Genomic DNA, 15,121 nt, shown 5'->3' with positions numbered 1-15,121 from the left:
AGAACGAAAAAATCAGAGCTGCCGCAGGCAATACTGCGCGAGCGCATCCAGCACCGAATCATCCTCGCCGACCGCCACCGCGCAGCGAATCTCGACACCGGGATGCGCGGCGCGGCAATGATCGACGATCGCGGGCAAATCCTTGCGGACATGACCGCCTTGCCCGAAGAACACCGGCACCACGGTGATCGCATCGCAGCCTTGCGTGACGAGTTGCGCGACGGCCGTCGGCAGGTCGGGCTCCATCAGTTCGAGAAAGGCGAGCGTAACCGCAGGAGCTTCGCCCGTCGCCGCGCGCGCGGCGCGCAGCTTGTCGGCGAGCCGTTCGAACGGCTCGCGCCAGCGCGCATCGCGCGCGCCGTGGCCAAACAGAATCAGTCCGTGCATAGCCATCGCATCAGCTCCCTGACGATGCCCCTCAACGCACTGGCGTTAGTGCCGGTCGACCCACTTCAACCCGACGAGCCCCAGCACCAGGTAGACGAGCCCAGGTGTCGCCGCGGTCAACGGCGCGGGCCACGTATTGAGCGTGCCGATATGCGAGAACAGCGTGTTGAACAGCTGGAAGCTCATGCCGAGCATGATGCCGCCGAACACCTTCACGCCGACCACGCCCGCGCGCGTATGCAGATACGCGAACGGCAGCGACAGCACCAGCATCACGAACACCGCGAACGGATACAGCACCTTGCGCCACAGCGCGATTTCATAGCGCTGCGTGTCCTGATGGTTTTCGGTCAGATGCTGGATATAGCGGAACAGATTGAACATCGACATCCGGTCCGGCGACACCAGCAGCACCGACAGGATCTGCGGCGTCAGCTCCGAGCGCAGCGAATACTCGGGCAGCGTGACCTGTTTCGCGCGATAGACCGGATTGAGCGCATCTGCCGGCGTACCCGGAGCGGGGGCCACGTCGAGCAGTTGCGTATCGGTCACGCCGGTCAGCAGCCAGTGGCCCGGCGGCTGATAGCGGCCGCTCTGCGCGATGCGAATGTTCGTCAGGCGGAACTTCGAATCGAATTCGTAGATGCGCACGTTGCTGATCGTCGCGTCGGGCTTCAGTTCGCCGACGTTGACGAAGCGCGTGACCTGCTCGCCGTCGGCGCGCTCGGTCAGCGTGTCCTTGACCCACACGCCGGACTGGAAGTTGCTCGACACCGACGAGCCGAGCGCCTCGAGCCGCACGCGCTCGGAGAGCTGATCCGTATACGGGCCGACCACTTCGCCGATCAGATAGGTGACGATCACGAGCGGAATGCCGATCTTCAGCAGCGAGCGCAGCGCCTGATTCGTCGCGAGGCCTGATACGCGGAAGATCGTGTATTCGGAGTTCGCCGCCATCTGCGCGAACACGTAGATCGCGCTGATCAGCGCCGCGACCGGAATGATTTCGTAGAAACGCGACGGCGTTTGCAGCGCGACGCGCAGCACCGCGTACTGAAACTTGTAGTTGCCGTGGCCGACCGAGTTCAGTTCGTTGATCAGGTCGAAGAAGAAGAACAGACCTGAAAATGCAAACAGGATGAACACGAACGTGAGATAGATCTGACGCGCGAAATACCTTTCATAAATGCGCATCGCTCAGGCTCCCTGCGAACGGCTGAACATGGCGCGCGTAAATAGCGGCCGGTTGCGCACCCGCATCCAGAAGATGAACGCGACGATCCCGAGCACGATCACGTGCAGGATCACGAGCCCGACGCCGAACGACATCTTGCCCTGCTCGATCCACGCCTGCACGACGTTCAGCAGATTCGAATAGGTGAGGTAGATCAACACGGCCATCACGAGGTTGATCGTGCGGCTGCGCCGCGGGTTCTGGTGCGCGAGCGGAATGGCGAGCAGCATCAGGTTGATCGCGATCAACGGAAGACCCGCGCGCCACGCGAATTCGGCGAGGTTCTCTTTAGTGGGATTGCGCAGCAGCGTGAGCGTCGGCAAGCCGGTGGTGGTCGGCGTATTGACGACCGGCTGGCTCTGGATCTTCACGCCGTAGCGCTCGAACTCCATGATGCGGAAATCGGGGTGGCCCGGTTCGCCGTCGTAGCGGCGGCCGTTTTCCAGCACGACGAAGCGGTCGCCGTTCTTGTGCGTCTCGATGTGGCCGTTCTTCGACACCACGACGTTGACCTTGCCGCCCTCGGTGCTCGTCACGAACACGTTTTCCACATGCCCCTGGTCGGGCGACATCTTCTCGATGAAGAACACGCGATGCGTGGTCGGCGATTCGCGGAACTGCCCCGGCGCGAGCAGCGAGACTTCGTCGCGCTGCTGGAAGCGCGCCCGGATCAGCTTGCTCTGCTGGTTCGACCACGGCCAGCCGACGAACACGAAGAACATGATCAGGATGATGATCGGCGTGGCGAAAATGCCGATCGGCTTGATGAATTGCGTGAGACTGACGCCCGAGGACAGCCACACGACCATCTCGGAGTCCTTGTACCAGCGCGTGAGCACGAACAGGATCGACACGAACAGCGTCGCGACGAGCATGATGGCCAGATAGCCGATCACGGTGAGGCCGATCAGGACCAGCACGTCGCGCGGGTCGACCTCGCCCGAGGCCGCGAAGCCGACGATGCGGATCATCATCGTCGTCAGCACGAGCGTGAGGAGAACCATGAACACGGCGCCAGCCGTGTACGCGAGCTCGCGCTGGAGGGAGCGTTCAAAGATCATTGTTGATGACGAGAGGGGGCGCTCACGGCGACGCGGGGGTGTTCGTTCCCGTCACGCCCCCGGTGCAGCCGCCGCGGGAAAAATAGCGGATAATTGCGGCTTTCATCCTAAGCCCAGATTTTATCCGAGGACAAGCGCGATGGACTTTAGCATAAAAGCCTGTGATTGGACCAAAGGCTCGACGAACGGTTTCCTGACGGGGAAATCCGATTGCATCGTGATCGGTGTGTTCGAGTCGCAAACGCTGTCGGGCGCCGCGCTGGAGATCGACGCGGCCACCAAGGGCCTGCTCACGCGCGTCATCAAGGCAGGCGACATGGACGGCAAGGCGGGTACCACGCTGTTCCTGCACGAGGTGTCGGGCATCGGCGCGTCGCGCGTGCTGCTCGTCGGGCTCGGCAAACAGGACGCTTTCAGTCAGAAAGCCTACGGCGAGGCGGTCCGCGCCGCATGGCGCGCGCTGCTCGGCACGAAGATCGTGCAGGTCACGTTCACGCTCGCGCAACTGCCGGTGCTCGAACGCACGGCCGACTGGTGTGTGCGCGCCGCGATCCTCGCGCTGCGCGAGCTGACCTACCGCTTCACGCAACTGAAGAGCAAGCCGGAGAACACGCCGCGCGCGTTGAAGCGCATCGTGTTCAGCGTCAACACCGGTGACGAGAAGGCCGCCAAGCTCGCCGCCAGGCAGGGCGCCGCGCTCGCCAACGGCATGGACCTGACGCGCGAGCTCGGCAATCTGCCGAGCAACGTCTGCACGCCGACCTATCTGGCGAACACCGCGAAGAAGCTCGCGAAAGACTGGAAGCTGAAGGTCGAGGTGCTCGGCGAGAAACAGTGTGAAGCGCTGAAGATGGGCTCGTTCCTGTCGGTCACCGCGGGCGCGGTCGAGCCGGCGCAGTTCATCGTGCTGCAGTACCAGGGCGCCGCCGCGAAGGCCGCGCCGGTCGTGCTGGTCGGCAAGGGCGTCACGTTCGACACGGGCGGCATCTCGCTGAAGCCGGGCGAGGGCATGGACGAGATGAAGTACGACATGTGCGGCGCGGGCTCGGTGCTCGGCACGCTGCGCGCGGTCGCCGAGATGGGCCTGAAGATCAACGTGGTCGGCATCATTCCGGCCGTCGAGAACATGCCGTCGGGCACGGCCACCAAGCCGGGCGATATCGTCACCAGCATGAAGGGCCTCACGATCGAGGTGCTGAACACCGACGCCGAGGGCCGCCTGATTCTGTGCGACGCGCTCACCTACGCGGAGCGCTTCAAGCCGGCCGCGGTCATCGACATCGCGACGCTGACGGGCGCCTGCATCATCGCGCTCGGCCATCACAACAGCGGCCTGTTCTCGAAGGACGACGCGCTCGCCGGAGAACTGCTCGACGCGTCGCGTGAAGCGGCCGACCCGGCATGGCGCCTGCCGCTCGACGACGAGTACCAGGACCAGCTGAAGTCGAACTTCGCGGACGTCGCGAATATCGGCGGGCGTCCGGCGGGCAGCGTGACGGCCGCGTGCTTCCTGTCGCGTTTCACGGATTCGTACCCGTGGGCGCATCTCGACATCGCCGGCACCGCGTGGAAGAGCGGCACCGCGAAGGGCGCGACGGGCCGTCCGGTGCCGCTGCTCGCGCAGTTCCTGATCGACCGCGCCGGCCAATGACGCGGTGCGGTAAGCGCGCGCACGGCGCGCGGCAAGCGGGGCGGAGCGGCCGATGACGAGAATCGACTTTCACTCGAACGTCGGCGATTCGCTGCTGTACGCGTGTCGCCTCGTGCGCAAGGCGTATCTGGCGGGCCAGCCGCTCGTCGTGCTGGCCGAGCCCGCGCGCCTGCGCGCCTTCGACGAAATGCTGTGGACCTTCTCGCCGCTCGACTTCGTGCCGCACTGCATGGCGGGCGCGCCGCTTGCCACCGACACGCCCGTCGTGCTGGCCACGAATCTCGACGACGTGCCGCATCATCAGGTGCTGCTCAATCTGGGCGCAACGGTGCCGGCGCAGTTCGCGCGCTTCGAAAGATTGCTCGAAGTGGTCGGTAACGCACACGAGGAACTCGTTGCGGGCCGCGAGCGCTATCGCTTCTATCGCGATCGCGGCTATGCTTTGAACAACTACAAGCAGGGCGGCTAGTTCGTTGCGCTGCGCGTCATGGCCGCGAGGAACGCGGCATGCGGACCGCCTGCCCTGGCTTCGACTCAAACACGGAGAGCGCACGTGTCCGATCCCCACGACAATTCGATTCCGGTCCTGAACGAGGTCCTCGTGCCGGGCCGCGCGCGCGAGACGCGCGAGGCGTCGACCGATGCCGCCGCGCCTGCATCCCAGCCGGGCGCCGAGCCCGCAAGCCCAGCCGTCGCGCAACCGGCGGCGGTGCCCGAGGCCGCTTCCCGCACGGAGCCCGCGTTCGTGCCACCGCCCGCGCATCGAGCCGACCCGACGCTGGCGCCCGAGCCGGTACTCGCGCCCCAACCGGTGCCCACGCCCGAGCAACTGAGTTCGCCGGAGCCCGTGCTCGTGCCGGAGCCGATGCCGACGCGAGAAGCCCCGCATGCGGCGGAGCATGAGCCTCTCGCGCAGACCGAGCTTCATCAGCCGCACGTGGCTGATCACACGCACCCGAGAAAACACGCACGGCCGCATCACGGCATTCATGTGCGACATGGGCATGACGACTTGCATGATGACTTGCGTGAGGACGTGGAGGTGTCGCCCGGCGTGTTCGATCGTACCGAGCCCTTCATACCGCTCGAAGCCGGCGCGACCGTGCCGCCGGATATCGACCATGAAGGCGCGCACGAAGGCGCTCCCGCTCAGCCCACGCTCGATGCCGACGCGCTCGCCGCACGTTTGCACGGACGCTTCCAGCGTTTTCTGACGGGCGAGGGGCGCGGCATCATCGAGGCGCGCTGCCGTGATGCAGTGCAGCAGCAAACGAGTCTGCTCGTGAGTCAGATCACGCGCGAGGTCGCGCAGACGCTCGAAGCCGAGATGACCGATTGGGTACGTGAAGCGGTGGAAGAAGAAATCGCGCGGCGCTCGCGTTGACGCCGCGGTGACCTGAGAGCGCCGTTATTTGAGCGTCAGCACCCAAGCCGCCAGCGTGGCCGCCTGATCGGGCGTCAGTTGCGTGTTCGCGGGCATCGGTACGGTTCCCCATACGCCGGTGCCGCCATCGAGGATCTTGCGCTTCAGATAGGTCGCGGCGTCTTCGCGTCCCGCATAACGGATAGCAACGTCGTGCAGCGCCGGCCCCATGAACGGGCGAGTGACCGAGTGGCAGCTCATGCAGTTCTTCTGCTGGGCGAGCGCGAGCCCGGCTGTTTCGGCACGGGCTGCGGGACTGGCGGCGCTCAATGCGGCGGCGAGCGCAACAGTGGCTGCCACGGCCGCGTACGACATCGATTTCATTATGGTCTCCGCCAGTGCAGATGCCCGGCTCGTGGTGCACGCATTATAAGAGCAAAGGGGCGCACGGATTTTCGTGCGCCCCTTGCGTTTTCGCGTAACGTGGCGGCGGGTTATCCCTGTCGGGGCGGGCCACGCCGGCCGCGGTCATTACCCCGTCACCGCCCCTCGATTCGCCGGCTGCGCGAGCGCGAAATACTTGGCCATCACGCCGCGTGTGTAGCGCGGCTTCGGCGCCTGCCATGCGGCGCGGCGGCGTTGCAGCTCGGCATCGTCGATGTTCAGTTGCAGCAGCAGCTGGTGCGCGTCGATCGTGATCGAATCGCCTTCCTGCACGAGCGCGATCGTGCCGCCGACGAACGCCTCCGGCGCGACGTGCCCAACCACCATGCCCCAGGTGCCGCCCGAGAAGCGGCCGTCGGTGATGAGCCCGACCGATTCGCCGAGCCCCTTGCCAATGATCGCCGAGGTCGGCGCGAGCATTTCCGGCATGCCGGGGCCGCCCTTCGGGCCAAGATAGCGCAGCACGACGACGTCGCCGGCGACGATCCTGTCGGCGAGGATCGCTTCGAGCGCGCTCTGCTCGTCGTCGAATACGCGCGCCGGGCCCGTGATGACGGGGTTCTTGAGCCCGGTGATCTTGGCGACCGCGCCGTCTTCGGCCAGATTGCCCTTCAGGATCGCGAGATGGCCTTCGGCGTAGAGCGCCTTGTCGATCGGGAAGATCACCTGCTGATCGCTGCGCGGCTTGGCTGGTACGTCCTTCAACTCCTCGGCGATCGTTTTGCCGGTGATCGTCATGCAATCGCCGTGCACAAGCCCGGCGTCGAGCAGGATCTTCAGCACCTGCGGAATGCCGCCCGCCTTGTGCAGATCGGTGGCGACGTACTGCCCCGACGGCTTCAGGTTGCAGATCACCGGCACTTTTTTGCGCATGCGCTCGAAGTCCTCGATCGTCCATTCGATCTCGGCCGCGTGCGCGATCGCCAGGTAGTGCAGCACCGCGTTGGTCGAGCCGCCGGTCGCCATGATCAAGGCAACCGCGTTTTCGATCGACTGCTTCGTGATGATGTCGCGCGGCTTCAAATCCTTCTTGACGGCTTCGACGAGCACACGCGCCGATTCGGCGGCCGAGTCGACCTTCTCCTGGTCGGGATTCGCCATCGTCGACGAATACATGAGCGACATGCCGAGCGCCTCGAACGACGAGCTCATCGTATTGGCCGTGTACATGCCGCCGCACGAACCGGTCGACGGACACGCATTTTTCTCGATGCCCTCGAAATCCTCCTGCGACATGCGGCCCGCCGTGAATTCGCCGACCGCCTCGAACGACGACACGATCGTCAGATCGGTGCCTTTCCAGTTGCCCGGCCGGATCGTGCCGCCGTACACGTAGATGCCCGGCACGTTCATGCGCGCGAGGCCGATCATGCCGCCCGGCATGTTCTTGTCGCAGCCGCCGATCACGACCACGCCGTCCATCCATTGCCCTTGCACGCAGGTCTCGATGCAATCGGCGATCACCTCGCGCGACACGAGCGAGTACTTCATGCCCTCGGTGCCCATCGACATGCCGTCCGAGATCGTCGGCGTGCCGAAGGTCTGCGGGTTCGCGTCGGCGCGCCTGATCGCGGTGACGGCCGCGTCGGCGAGACGCTGCAGGCCGGCGTTGCACGGCGTAATCGTCGAGTGGCCGTTGGCGACGCCGATCATCGGTTTGTCGAAATCCTCCTTCTGGTAGCCGAGCGCGTAGTACATCGAGCGATTCGGTGAACGCGCGATGCCTTGCGTGATGTTCTTCGAACGACGGTTGTAGGCCATGGGGAGCTCCAGTCTGGTTGTTCTGACGAAAGCGCGCGGCGGCGTCCGCGCGCGCATCCGTTCAGTGTAGTTCCGCCAGACCGTGCAAACCGGCGGTTTTGCGTGACACGCGTCGTGTGTATTATTCGCGGTTGTTCAGGTCGTAAAATATATCAATCATGCTGCCGACGATCCCCGACCTGCGCCAGTTGCGCTATTTCGTCACCGTCGCCGAGGAAAAGCACTTCGGGCGCGCGGCCGCGCGTCTGTCGATGACGCAGCCGCCGCTGTCGCAGGCGATCCGCGCGCTCGAGGAGACGCTCGGCGTCGAGCTGTTCGCGCGTACCAAGCGCTCGGTCGAGTTGACGGCGGTCGGCGCCGATCTGTTGCCGGAGGTGCAGCGGCTGCTCGCGGCCGCGGAAGGGCTCAGGCCGCTCGCGCAGAGCCTCGCGCGCGGCGAGGCGGGCGTGCTGTCGCTCGCGTTCGTGTCGACTGCAGATTACGGCCTACTGCCGCTGCTGCTGCGCGATTTCGGCGCGCGGCATCCGCGCGTGCGGCTCGAACTGACCGAGGCGACCAGCGACGTGCAGGTCGAGGAACTGGTGGCCGGGCGTATCGACGCGGGTCTGGTGATCGCGCCGCTGCCGTCGCGGCATGCGGCGCAGTTGTCGTGGCTGCCGATCGCGCGCGAGCCGCTCGTGATCGCGATGTCGACGGAGATGGCGCAAGGCTTGCGGGGCAGCGTGAACGCAAGCGGCAAGGGCAGCGCCGCCGAAGACCCCGCCGCCGAATGGCTCGACATGCCCGTCAGCCTGCGCGATGTCGCCGACGCGCCGCTCGTGATCTTCCCAAGGCGTCTCGCGCCAGGCTTTTATGACATCATTATGGATTGCTACGGCGTTGCGGGCCTCGCGCCACGGATCGGCCAGGAGGCGATCCAGATGCAGACCATCGTGAGTCTCGTGTCGGCCGGCATGGGCGTCGCGCTGGTGCCGCAATCGTTGCGTAACCTGCGGCGCACGGGCGTCGTGTACCGGCCGCTGTCCGAGTCGGTGCCCGCGATCGAGACGGGCCTCGTCTGGCGCAGCGACGAGGTCAGCCCGGTGCTGGCGGGCTTCATCGACATCGTGCGCGCGCATGCGGCGAGCGTCGCGTCGCGTGTCTAGATCCCGCTTCTGATTCCCTGTAAAAACTGCTTTCGAACCTGAACTGCCCATAACTACACGATGCTCATTCACCCCAATTTCGACCCTGTCGCCATCCATCTGGGGCCGCTCGCCGTGCGCTGGTATGGCTTGATGTACCTCGTCGCATTCGTCGCGGCGATCGTCGTCGCCCGGTTGCGGCTGCGGCTGCCGTACGTCGCCGCGCAAGGCTGGACCGCGAAGGATATCGACGACATGCTGTTCTACGGCGTGCTAGGTACGATCCTCGGCGGCCGGCTCGGCTATGTGCTGTTCTACAAGGCGAGCTTTTATTTCGCGCATCCGCTCGACATCTTCAAGGTGTGGGAAGGCGGCATGTCGTTTCACGGCGGCTTTCTCGGCGTGACGATCGCGATGATGCTGTTCGCTTATCAGCGCAAGCGCTCGTGGCTGCAAGTCACCGACTTCGTCGCGCCGATGGTGCCCACGGGCCTCGCGGCGGGGCGCCTCGGCAACTTCATCAACGGCGAGCTGTGGGGCCGCGTGACCGATCCGTCGGCGCCGTGGGCGATGCTGTTTCCCGGCGCCGCGCCTGACGACGCCACATGGCTCGCCACGCATCCGCAACTGGCCGCGCAATGGCATCTGAACGAAGTGTTCGCGCAATATCACATGCTGCCGCGACATCCGTCGGAGCTGTACGAGATCGCGCTCGAAGGCGTGGCGCTGTTCTTCGTGCTGATCTTTTTCTCGCGCAAACCGAAGCCGCTCGGCGCGATTTCCGCGATGTTCCTGATCGGCTACGGCCTGGCGCGCTTCACGGTCGAATTCGCGCGCGAGCCGGACGATTTCCTCGGCCTGCTCGCGATGGGGCTGTCGATGGGTCAATGGCTGTCGCTGCCCATGATTCTCGCGGGCATCGGCCTGATGGTGTGGGCGTATCGCCGTGGGCGTCGCGAGCAGGCGCAGGCGGTTGGCGCGAACTGAGCGGCGCTCGGCTAGCGTAGCGAGTGTTGCATGAAAAAACGCCACGGCATCGATGGATGCCGTGGCGTTTTCTGTTTGGGCTTGCGCTTGCGCGTCACTTCATCTGCACCGACCCCGACACGTTGACCGTCACCGTCGACGTGCCGCCTTCGAGCGACAGCGGCGCGCTCTTCGCGTCGGCGCCCATCGCGCGTGCGCTCATCATCATCATCGGACGCGGCATCACGCCGCTGTGATTCACGTTGACCTCGCGGATCGAATAGCCGCTAAAGCCGAACGCCTGCGAGGACGCCGCGGCCTGCTCGCGAAACGATTTGATCGCCTCGCCGCTGAGCCGCTGTTCGGCCGCGCGCTGCGCTTGCGGCGACAGCGAGAAACGCACGTTGCCAACCTGCATGATCGATGCCATCTGTCCGGCGAGCTTCGATGCCGCGGCGAAGTCGCGCGATTCGAGCACGACTTCCGTGCGGCCGCGCCACGTCGTGATGCGTCCGTCGCGGTCCGTCGACGGGAAGATCGAGAACGCGCCCGAGCGCGCGGTCACGCCGCTGACGCCGCGCGCTTTCTGCAATGCCGCGTCGGCGCGTTCGTTCAGCGTCGACGTCAGCGACGACGGCTCGCTCGCTTCCTGCTCGTAAAACAGCGTGATTTCGACTTCGTCCTGCGGGACTTCCGCGCTCGCCTGCGCATTCAGCGACAGCACGCCCGAGGGCTGCGGCATCATGGTCTGCGCTCGAGCGGTCGCAGGGTTCAGTGCGAGTGCCACAGGCGCGCCCAAGGCGAGCGCAAGTGCGAGGGACCGTGCGGTTTTTGTCGTCATGACTGGAATCCTTTTGAACAGGTTGTGCACGTTCGACGCGAGCGCCGGGTAGTGGCGCGCGGTTTGACGGATGCGCTGGTGAATGCATCGGCTTGCCGTCGAGCGGCCGGTTCGAGTTCACGCTTTCGTCGACCGATTAGGCGCGTTTTACCGACGCTTGGTTCCCCAATTAGTGCTTCGCCGCCGCATCGGAAACGATGACCTGGATGCGATCACGACAGGTGCCGCGTCGCGCGTTCGCCCTTAAACCAGCTGTTTAGTGATGAAGCGCCATTCGGCTTCGGTCACCGGCGTGATCGACAGGCGATTGCCTTTGGCGAGCACGCGCATGTCCTGCAATTCGGCATGCTCGCGCAGCGCGGCAAGCGGAATCAGCCCGATTTTCTTCTTGAACACGACGTCGACGAGCATCCAGCGCGGCGTTTCCGGCGACGATTTCGCGTCGTAGTACGGACTCTTTTTATCGAACTGCGTAGGGTCCGGATACGCGGTCGACGAGACCTCCGCGATGCCCGCGATGCCGGGCTCCGGACAGCTCGAATGATAGAAGAGCACGCCGTCGCCGACCTGCATCACGTCGCGCATGAAGTTGCGCGCCTGATAGTTGCGTACGCCGGTCCACGGCAAGGTGCGATGTGGTGCGTTGGCGAGGTCGTCGATGCTTGCTTCGTCCGGTTCGGACTTCATCAGCCAGTAGCGCATGAATCGGAGTGAGCGTGTGAGATTGAACGAAGCGCAACAACAGCAGGCGCGTACGGAAAAGCCCCTGAAAAAGGCGCTCAAACGAAAAAACGACGACCAAAGAAAAACGGCATCGAACCGAAGTCCGATGCCGTTCCAGATAAGGTCCCCGCCTTAGCCGCTAGGCCGGCATCCTGAACCGAGGGTTCAGAATTGGTCGCAGTTAGCAACACTTCGGGTACATCAGACTGAGTGACGCGCACACCCGTGCTACAAATTTCCGCAACCGTGCACATGGCATTGGTTCAAGGAATGTATGACCTTGGCGAACCAGGCAGGGAAGCTAAACCGATGAAGCTACAACCCAAACCGTTCAACACGTGACCGATTCGAAACCGGCCCACTACTGCTTACTGCAAGCTGTACTGCTCGATCACAGTACCTAGCTGTTCGTTCATTTGCTGCATTGTACGCCGGATTTCTTCAGCGGGAAATGCTTCTCCGTGTCGCACGCTGCTTTGCAGCTTAAGCAGTTCCGATGCCAGCGACAGCGCAGCCATCACCGCGATGCGATCGGTGCCGCGCACGTTGCTGCCGCTGCGGATTTTCTTCATCTCGGCGTCGACGCGCGCGACCGCCTCGAGCAGCGCGCCTTCCGTTTCCGGCGAGCAGGCGAGACGATAGGGTACTTCGAGAATCGATACTTCGATCTGCTTGGTGGTCATGCGCTTTCTCCGTGTCGGCTCACGTCGCTTTCCGCTTCCTCGTGTCCGGGCTGGGCGGACTCGAGCAGATCGAGCTGGTTATCCGGTTCGCTGCTCGCGCGTGCGCGCGGCAATTTTTCGAGAATGGCATTCAGGCGCACCTGAGCGTCGTCGATCTTGGCGGACAGCGCGTCGCGTTCCGCCTGCAGTGCGTCGCGCTCTTCGCGCAATTGCGCGAGTTCCGCATGCGTGGCTTGCACTTCGGCACGCGTTTGCGCGAGCTGCTCTTCGAGCGCGAGCCGCGCTTCGTTGTGGCGCTGGCTGATCGCAATCAGCTTGCCGATGTTCTGGGAGAGTGATTCGAGTTCGGTGAGCATGTGCTGCGTCCTCTAAAGACATCGCATTTTAGCGCGGAATATTACAGGTTCCGACAATTGTCTCGTTTCGAGACGTAACAGCATCGCTACGTGCAGGTTCGTTGCGTGTCGTGTCGTCGACCATAAGGTAAAAAACCGGTAATCCATCGGACAATAACCTGCATTCAACAGAACCGATTGCGCTCCGGTTGACCTTTCTTGACGCCCCGCGAGGCCGCTCGTAAACTTCCCGCACTCTGGTGCCCGCGCGCGCTTCTCGGCGCGCGCAGTTAAACGGGAAGCAGGACGCGCGCGGTGCCAAAACCGGATGCGCGAACCTGCGCTGCCCCCGCAACGGTAAGCGACCGCATGTGATGTGCTCATGCAGGTCGGTCCTGGTCGCAAGGTTGGAAGTTCAACGTGCGAGTGTGCCACTGCGCGTCACGCGTGGGAAGGCGGGATCGATGTGTCGTAGCCCGGATACCGGCCAGAAAAGAGGGACGTCCCCCGCGAAAACGTTGAACAAGGGGACGCCTCGTGACGCGTCGGCCTGCGGGGAAGCAGGCCGCGCACGCTATCCACAGGAATGTCATCCCATGCTGTCCCCCATCGCCCGCGCAACGCTGCTCGCGTTCGCGAGCCTGCCGCTCGTCGTGCATGCGCAAAGCGCCGAGCCCGCGTCTTCGTCCGCGACGGATGCAACCGCTGCGAGCGCCGCAAACGTTGCCGACGCGGCCAATCTCACTTCCACCGATGCGTCGGGCAACGTGCTGTCGCCGATCGTCGTGACCGCGCAACGCGGACCGCAAGCGTTGCGCGATGCGATCCCGCAGACCACGCAGTTCGATCAGCAGGACATCGCCGACACGACCGCGACCGATCTGCCCGGCCTGCTGCAACTCGCGCCAGGCGCGCAAATCTCGCGCACGGGTGGCCCCGGTTCGACCACGAGCCTCTTTCTGCGCGGCGCATCGTCGACGCAATCGCTGCTGCTGATCGACGGCGTGCGCGTCGATTCGGTGAGTCTCGGCTCAGCTCAACTCGCGCAGATTCCGCTCGATCAGGTCGATCACGTCGAAGTGGTGAACGGCAACGTGTCGGCGTTGTATGGCTCGGGCGCGATCGGCGGCGTCGTGCAGGTGTTCACGAAAGACGGCGGCGATCATCCGCCGCGTTTCAATTTTTCGGTCGGCTACGGCAGCTATCGCACGCAGACGCAAACGGCCGGCGTGAACGGCGCGCTCGATCAGGACGGCCGCACGACTTTCAATATTTCGCTCGCGCGCACGAAGGACGACGGCTTTTCGTCGCTCAATCCGCTCGAGGCGCCGAACGCGAATCCGAACGCAAACGGCAATCTGAACGAGAGCATCAGCGCGTCGCTGCGTCACAAGTTCACCGACAGGTGGGACGCGGGCGTCAGCTACTTCCAGTCGAACAACGACAACAGCTACGACAATGCGTACGGCGAGCCCACCGATCTGAACAATCTCTATAGCAAGGTGCGTCAGGTGTCGGTATTCGCGAACGGCAAGCTGACCGACTGGTGGACCACCCACGTCACGCTCGCCGAGGGCGACGACCGCAGCGTGTCGAACACCAATGGCATCTACAACGGCCGCTTCGATACCGACAATCGCCAGTACACGTGGCAGAACGATTTCGCGCTCGCCGCGAACCAGAAGCTGCAACTCGGCTACGAGCATCTCGACCAGACGCTCGACTCCGACACGTTCGCCGCGCCCGACCGTCACGTCGATTCGGTCTTCGCGGGCTACAGCGCGCGCTTCGGCCGCAACCAGATTCAGGCCAACGTGCGACGCGACCAGTACTCCGATTTCGGTGGAGCGAACAGTTACTATCTCGGCTACGGATTCGACATCACGTCGCGCTGGAAGGTAACCGCAAGCTATTCGGATGCGTTCCGCGCGCCGAGCTTCGACGATCTGTACTATCCGATCAGCGGCAACCCGTCGATCCAGCCCGAGCGCAGTCATTCGGTCGAAGCCGGTTTGCAGTACGCGACCGATGCGCTCGGCGTGATGCGACTGAACGCATTCCAGACGCGCTATACGAATCTGATCGACTACGTGCAGACGATCCCCGGCATCTACCTCGCGGAGAACGTCGGCCGTGCGAAGGTGCAGGGACTCGAGGGATCGTGGAGCGGTCATGTCGGCAAGACCGACGTGCGCGCAACGGTGACGCTGCAGAACCCGCTCGATCTCGACAACGGTACCGACCTCGTGCGGCGCGCGCGTCGGTTCGGGTCGTTCGCGGTGAACCGCAGCATCGGTGGCTGGCGGGTTGGCGGCGAGTGGATCGTCAGCGGTCCGCGCACCGATAGCACCGGCAACCTCGGCGGTTATGGCATCGTGAATCTGTCGGCGCGCTACAACGTCACCAAAGCTTGGTACGTCAGTGCGCAAATCGACAATCTGTTCAACAAGGATTATGAAACGGCCTACTCGTATAACTCGCCGCGACGCGGTGCGTATCTCACGCTCGGCTGGCAGCAGCAGTGACGCGCGCGCCGGGGTGGCCGCAT

15 protein-coding genes, 1 other RNA gene and 1 riboswitch are annotated in these 15,121 nt (G+C 64.2%); of the genes, 6 read left to right on the top strand and 10 right to left on the bottom strand.

Annotated features, from left to right (window positions below):
* Positions 1-12: 12 nt before the first annotated feature.
* From OKW38_RS15395 to lptF, 3 genes are read right to left on the bottom strand one after another with little or no spacing between them, the layout of a single operon-like run.
* Positions 13-393 (bottom strand): sirohydrochlorin chelatase, encoded by a 381-nt coding sequence (locus OKW38_RS15395; RefSeq protein ID WP_018419678.1) that lies wholly within the window; start codon positions 391-393, stop codon positions 13-15.
* A gap of 39 nt (positions 394-432) precedes the next feature.
* Positions 433-1,581: an LPS export ABC transporter permease LptG gene (gene lptG, locus OKW38_RS15390; protein WP_184065287.1), complete on the bottom strand. Its 1,149-nt coding sequence runs from the start codon at positions 1,579-1,581 to the stop codon at positions 433-435.
* Positions 1,582-1,584: 3 nt separating this feature from the next.
* Positions 1,585-2,682, bottom strand: a complete 1,098-nt coding sequence (lptF, locus tag OKW38_RS15385; protein ID WP_090803407.1) for an LPS export ABC transporter permease LptF — start codon at positions 2,680-2,682, stop codon at positions 1,585-1,587.
* A 139-nt stretch (positions 2,683-2,821) separates the two neighbouring features.
* Here lptF and OKW38_RS15380 point away from each other — a divergent pair, with 139 nt between their 5' ends.
* The 3 genes from OKW38_RS15380 to OKW38_RS15370 all read left to right on the top strand — a co-directional run bounded on the left by OKW38_RS15380 (position 2,822) and on the right by OKW38_RS15370 (position 5,717).
* Complete coding sequence (locus OKW38_RS15380; RefSeq protein ID WP_429335895.1) at positions 2,822-4,333, top strand: leucyl aminopeptidase; 1,512 nt, start codon at positions 2,822-2,824, stop codon at positions 4,331-4,333.
* A gap of 52 nt (positions 4,334-4,385) precedes the next feature.
* Positions 4,386-4,802 (top strand): DNA polymerase III subunit chi, encoded by a 417-nt coding sequence (locus tag OKW38_RS15375; RefSeq protein ID WP_429362155.1) that lies wholly within the window; start codon positions 4,386-4,388, stop codon positions 4,800-4,802.
* Positions 4,803-4,886: 84 nt separating this feature from the next.
* A complete protein-coding gene (locus OKW38_RS15370) occupies positions 4,887-5,717 on the top strand; it encodes a DUF2486 family protein (protein WP_090803411.1) in 831 nt (276 codons plus the stop codon).
* Positions 5,718-5,741: 24 nt separating this feature from the next.
* Here the strand turns inward: OKW38_RS15370 and OKW38_RS15365 are convergent, their stop codons facing one another.
* Both OKW38_RS15365 and ilvD read right to left on the bottom strand, forming a co-directional pair.
* Positions 5,742-6,080 carry a c-type cytochrome gene (locus OKW38_RS15365; RefSeq protein WP_090803412.1) on the bottom strand — a complete coding sequence of 113 codons (339 nt, stop codon included), beginning with the start codon at positions 6,078-6,080 and terminating at the stop codon, positions 5,742-5,744.
* A 147-nt stretch (positions 6,081-6,227) separates the two neighbouring features.
* Positions 6,228-7,901, bottom strand: coding sequence for a dihydroxy-acid dehydratase (gene ilvD / locus OKW38_RS15360; RefSeq protein WP_429335897.1), 1,674 nt, complete (start codon positions 7,899-7,901; stop codon positions 6,228-6,230).
* A 158-nt stretch (positions 7,902-8,059) separates the two neighbouring features.
* On the opposite strand from ilvD, the gene OKW38_RS15355 reads away from it, so the two are divergent.
* Positions 8,060-9,046, top strand: a complete 987-nt coding sequence (locus tag OKW38_RS15355; RefSeq protein WP_429362153.1) for a LysR family transcriptional regulator — start codon at positions 8,060-8,062, stop codon at positions 9,044-9,046.
* A gap of 60 nt (positions 9,047-9,106) precedes the next feature.
* Entirely contained in the window at positions 9,107-10,012 is a 906-nt protein-coding gene (gene lgt, locus OKW38_RS15350) for a prolipoprotein diacylglyceryl transferase (RefSeq protein ID WP_090803416.1), read from the top strand.
* 94 nt (positions 10,013-10,106) lie between these two features.
* On the opposite strand, the gene OKW38_RS15345 is transcribed toward lgt, so the two are convergent.
* From OKW38_RS15345 to OKW38_RS15325, 5 genes are all read right to left on the bottom strand, one after another.
* The gene (locus OKW38_RS15345) at positions 10,107-10,832 is read right to left on the bottom strand and encodes an SIMPL domain-containing protein (protein ID WP_429362151.1); all 726 of its coding nucleotides are present in this window, start codon (positions 10,830-10,832) and stop codon (positions 10,107-10,109) included.
* A 243-nt stretch (positions 10,833-11,075) separates the two neighbouring features.
* Entirely contained in the window at positions 11,076-11,534 is a 459-nt protein-coding gene (locus OKW38_RS15340; protein ID WP_090803419.1) for an EVE domain-containing protein, read from the bottom strand.
* Between the two features lie 141 nt (positions 11,535-11,675).
* Positions 11,676-11,857, bottom strand: a non-coding RNA gene (gene ssrS, locus OKW38_RS15335) — 6S RNA.
* A gap of 66 nt (positions 11,858-11,923) precedes the next feature.
* Complete coding sequence (locus OKW38_RS15330; protein WP_018419691.1) at positions 11,924-12,238, bottom strand: cell division protein ZapA; 315 nt, start codon at positions 12,236-12,238, stop codon at positions 11,924-11,926.
* Positions 12,235-12,594, bottom strand: coding sequence for an ATPase (locus OKW38_RS15325; RefSeq protein WP_090803421.1), 360 nt, complete (start codon positions 12,592-12,594; stop codon positions 12,235-12,237). The genes OKW38_RS15330 and OKW38_RS15325 overlap by 4 nt, the downstream gene beginning before the upstream one ends.
* A 220-nt stretch (positions 12,595-12,814) precedes the next feature.
* Positions 12,815-13,079, top strand: a riboswitch (cobalamin riboswitch).
* A gap of 90 nt (positions 13,080-13,169) precedes the next feature.
* Between OKW38_RS15325 and OKW38_RS15320 the strand changes: the two genes are divergently transcribed.
* Positions 13,170-15,098 (top strand): TonB-dependent receptor domain-containing protein, encoded by a 1,929-nt coding sequence (locus OKW38_RS15320; RefSeq protein ID WP_429362149.1) that lies wholly within the window; start codon positions 13,170-13,172, stop codon positions 15,096-15,098.
* Positions 15,099-15,121: the final 23 nt, after the last annotated feature.

Source organism: Paraburkholderia sp. MM5496-R1 (genome assembly GCF_050436205.1).
In the GTDB taxonomy this organism is placed as follows: domain Bacteria; phylum Pseudomonadota; class Gammaproteobacteria; order Burkholderiales; family Burkholderiaceae; genus Paraburkholderia; species Paraburkholderia tuberum.
The sequence above is the reverse complement of the archived record's forward strand: the minus strand, read 5'-3'. Positions and strand labels throughout refer to the sequence as shown.

Excerpts from the sequence above, each read along its gene's own strand:
- lptG (WP_184065287.1), bottom strand. The coding sequence starts at position 1,581 with ATGCGCATTTATGAAAGGTATTTCGCGCGTCAGATCTATCTCACGTTC.
- lgt (WP_090803416.1), top strand. The coding sequence starts at position 9,107 with ATGCTCATTCACCCCAATTTCGACCCTGTCGCCATCCATCTGGGGCCG.
- ilvD (WP_429335897.1), bottom strand. The coding sequence starts at position 7,901 with ATGGCCTACAACCGTCGTTCGAAGAACATCACGCAAGGCATCGCGCGT.
- OKW38_RS15375 (WP_429362155.1), top strand. The coding sequence starts at position 4,386 with ATGACGAGAATCGACTTTCACTCGAACGTCGGCGATTCGCTGCTGTAC.
- OKW38_RS15380 (WP_429335895.1), top strand. The coding sequence starts at position 2,822 with ATGGACTTTAGCATAAAAGCCTGTGATTGGACCAAAGGCTCGACGAAC.
- OKW38_RS15395 (WP_018419678.1), bottom strand. The coding sequence starts at position 393 with ATGGCTATGCACGGACTGATTCTGTTTGGCCACGGCGCGCGCGATGCG.
- OKW38_RS15340 (WP_090803419.1), bottom strand. The coding sequence starts at position 11,534 with ATGCGCTACTGGCTGATGAAGTCCGAACCGGACGAAGCAAGCATCGAC.
- OKW38_RS15320 (WP_429362149.1), top strand. The coding sequence starts at position 13,170 with ATGCTGTCCCCCATCGCCCGCGCAACGCTGCTCGCGTTCGCGAGCCTG.
- OKW38_RS15345 (WP_429362151.1), bottom strand. The coding sequence starts at position 10,832 with ATGACGACAAAAACCGCACGGTCCCTCGCACTTGCGCTCGCCTTGGGC.
- lptF (WP_090803407.1), bottom strand. The coding sequence starts at position 2,682 with ATGATCTTTGAACGCTCCCTCCAGCGCGAGCTCGCGTACACGGCTGGC.
- OKW38_RS15330 (WP_018419691.1), bottom strand. The coding sequence starts at position 12,238 with ATGACCACCAAGCAGATCGAAGTATCGATTCTCGAAGTACCCTATCGT.
- OKW38_RS15355 (WP_429362153.1), top strand. The coding sequence starts at position 8,060 with ATGCTGCCGACGATCCCCGACCTGCGCCAGTTGCGCTATTTCGTCACC.
- OKW38_RS15325 (WP_090803421.1), bottom strand. The coding sequence starts at position 12,594 with ATGCTCACCGAACTCGAATCACTCTCCCAGAACATCGGCAAGCTGATT.
- OKW38_RS15365 (WP_090803412.1), bottom strand. The coding sequence starts at position 6,080 with ATGAAATCGATGTCGTACGCGGCCGTGGCAGCCACTGTTGCGCTCGCC.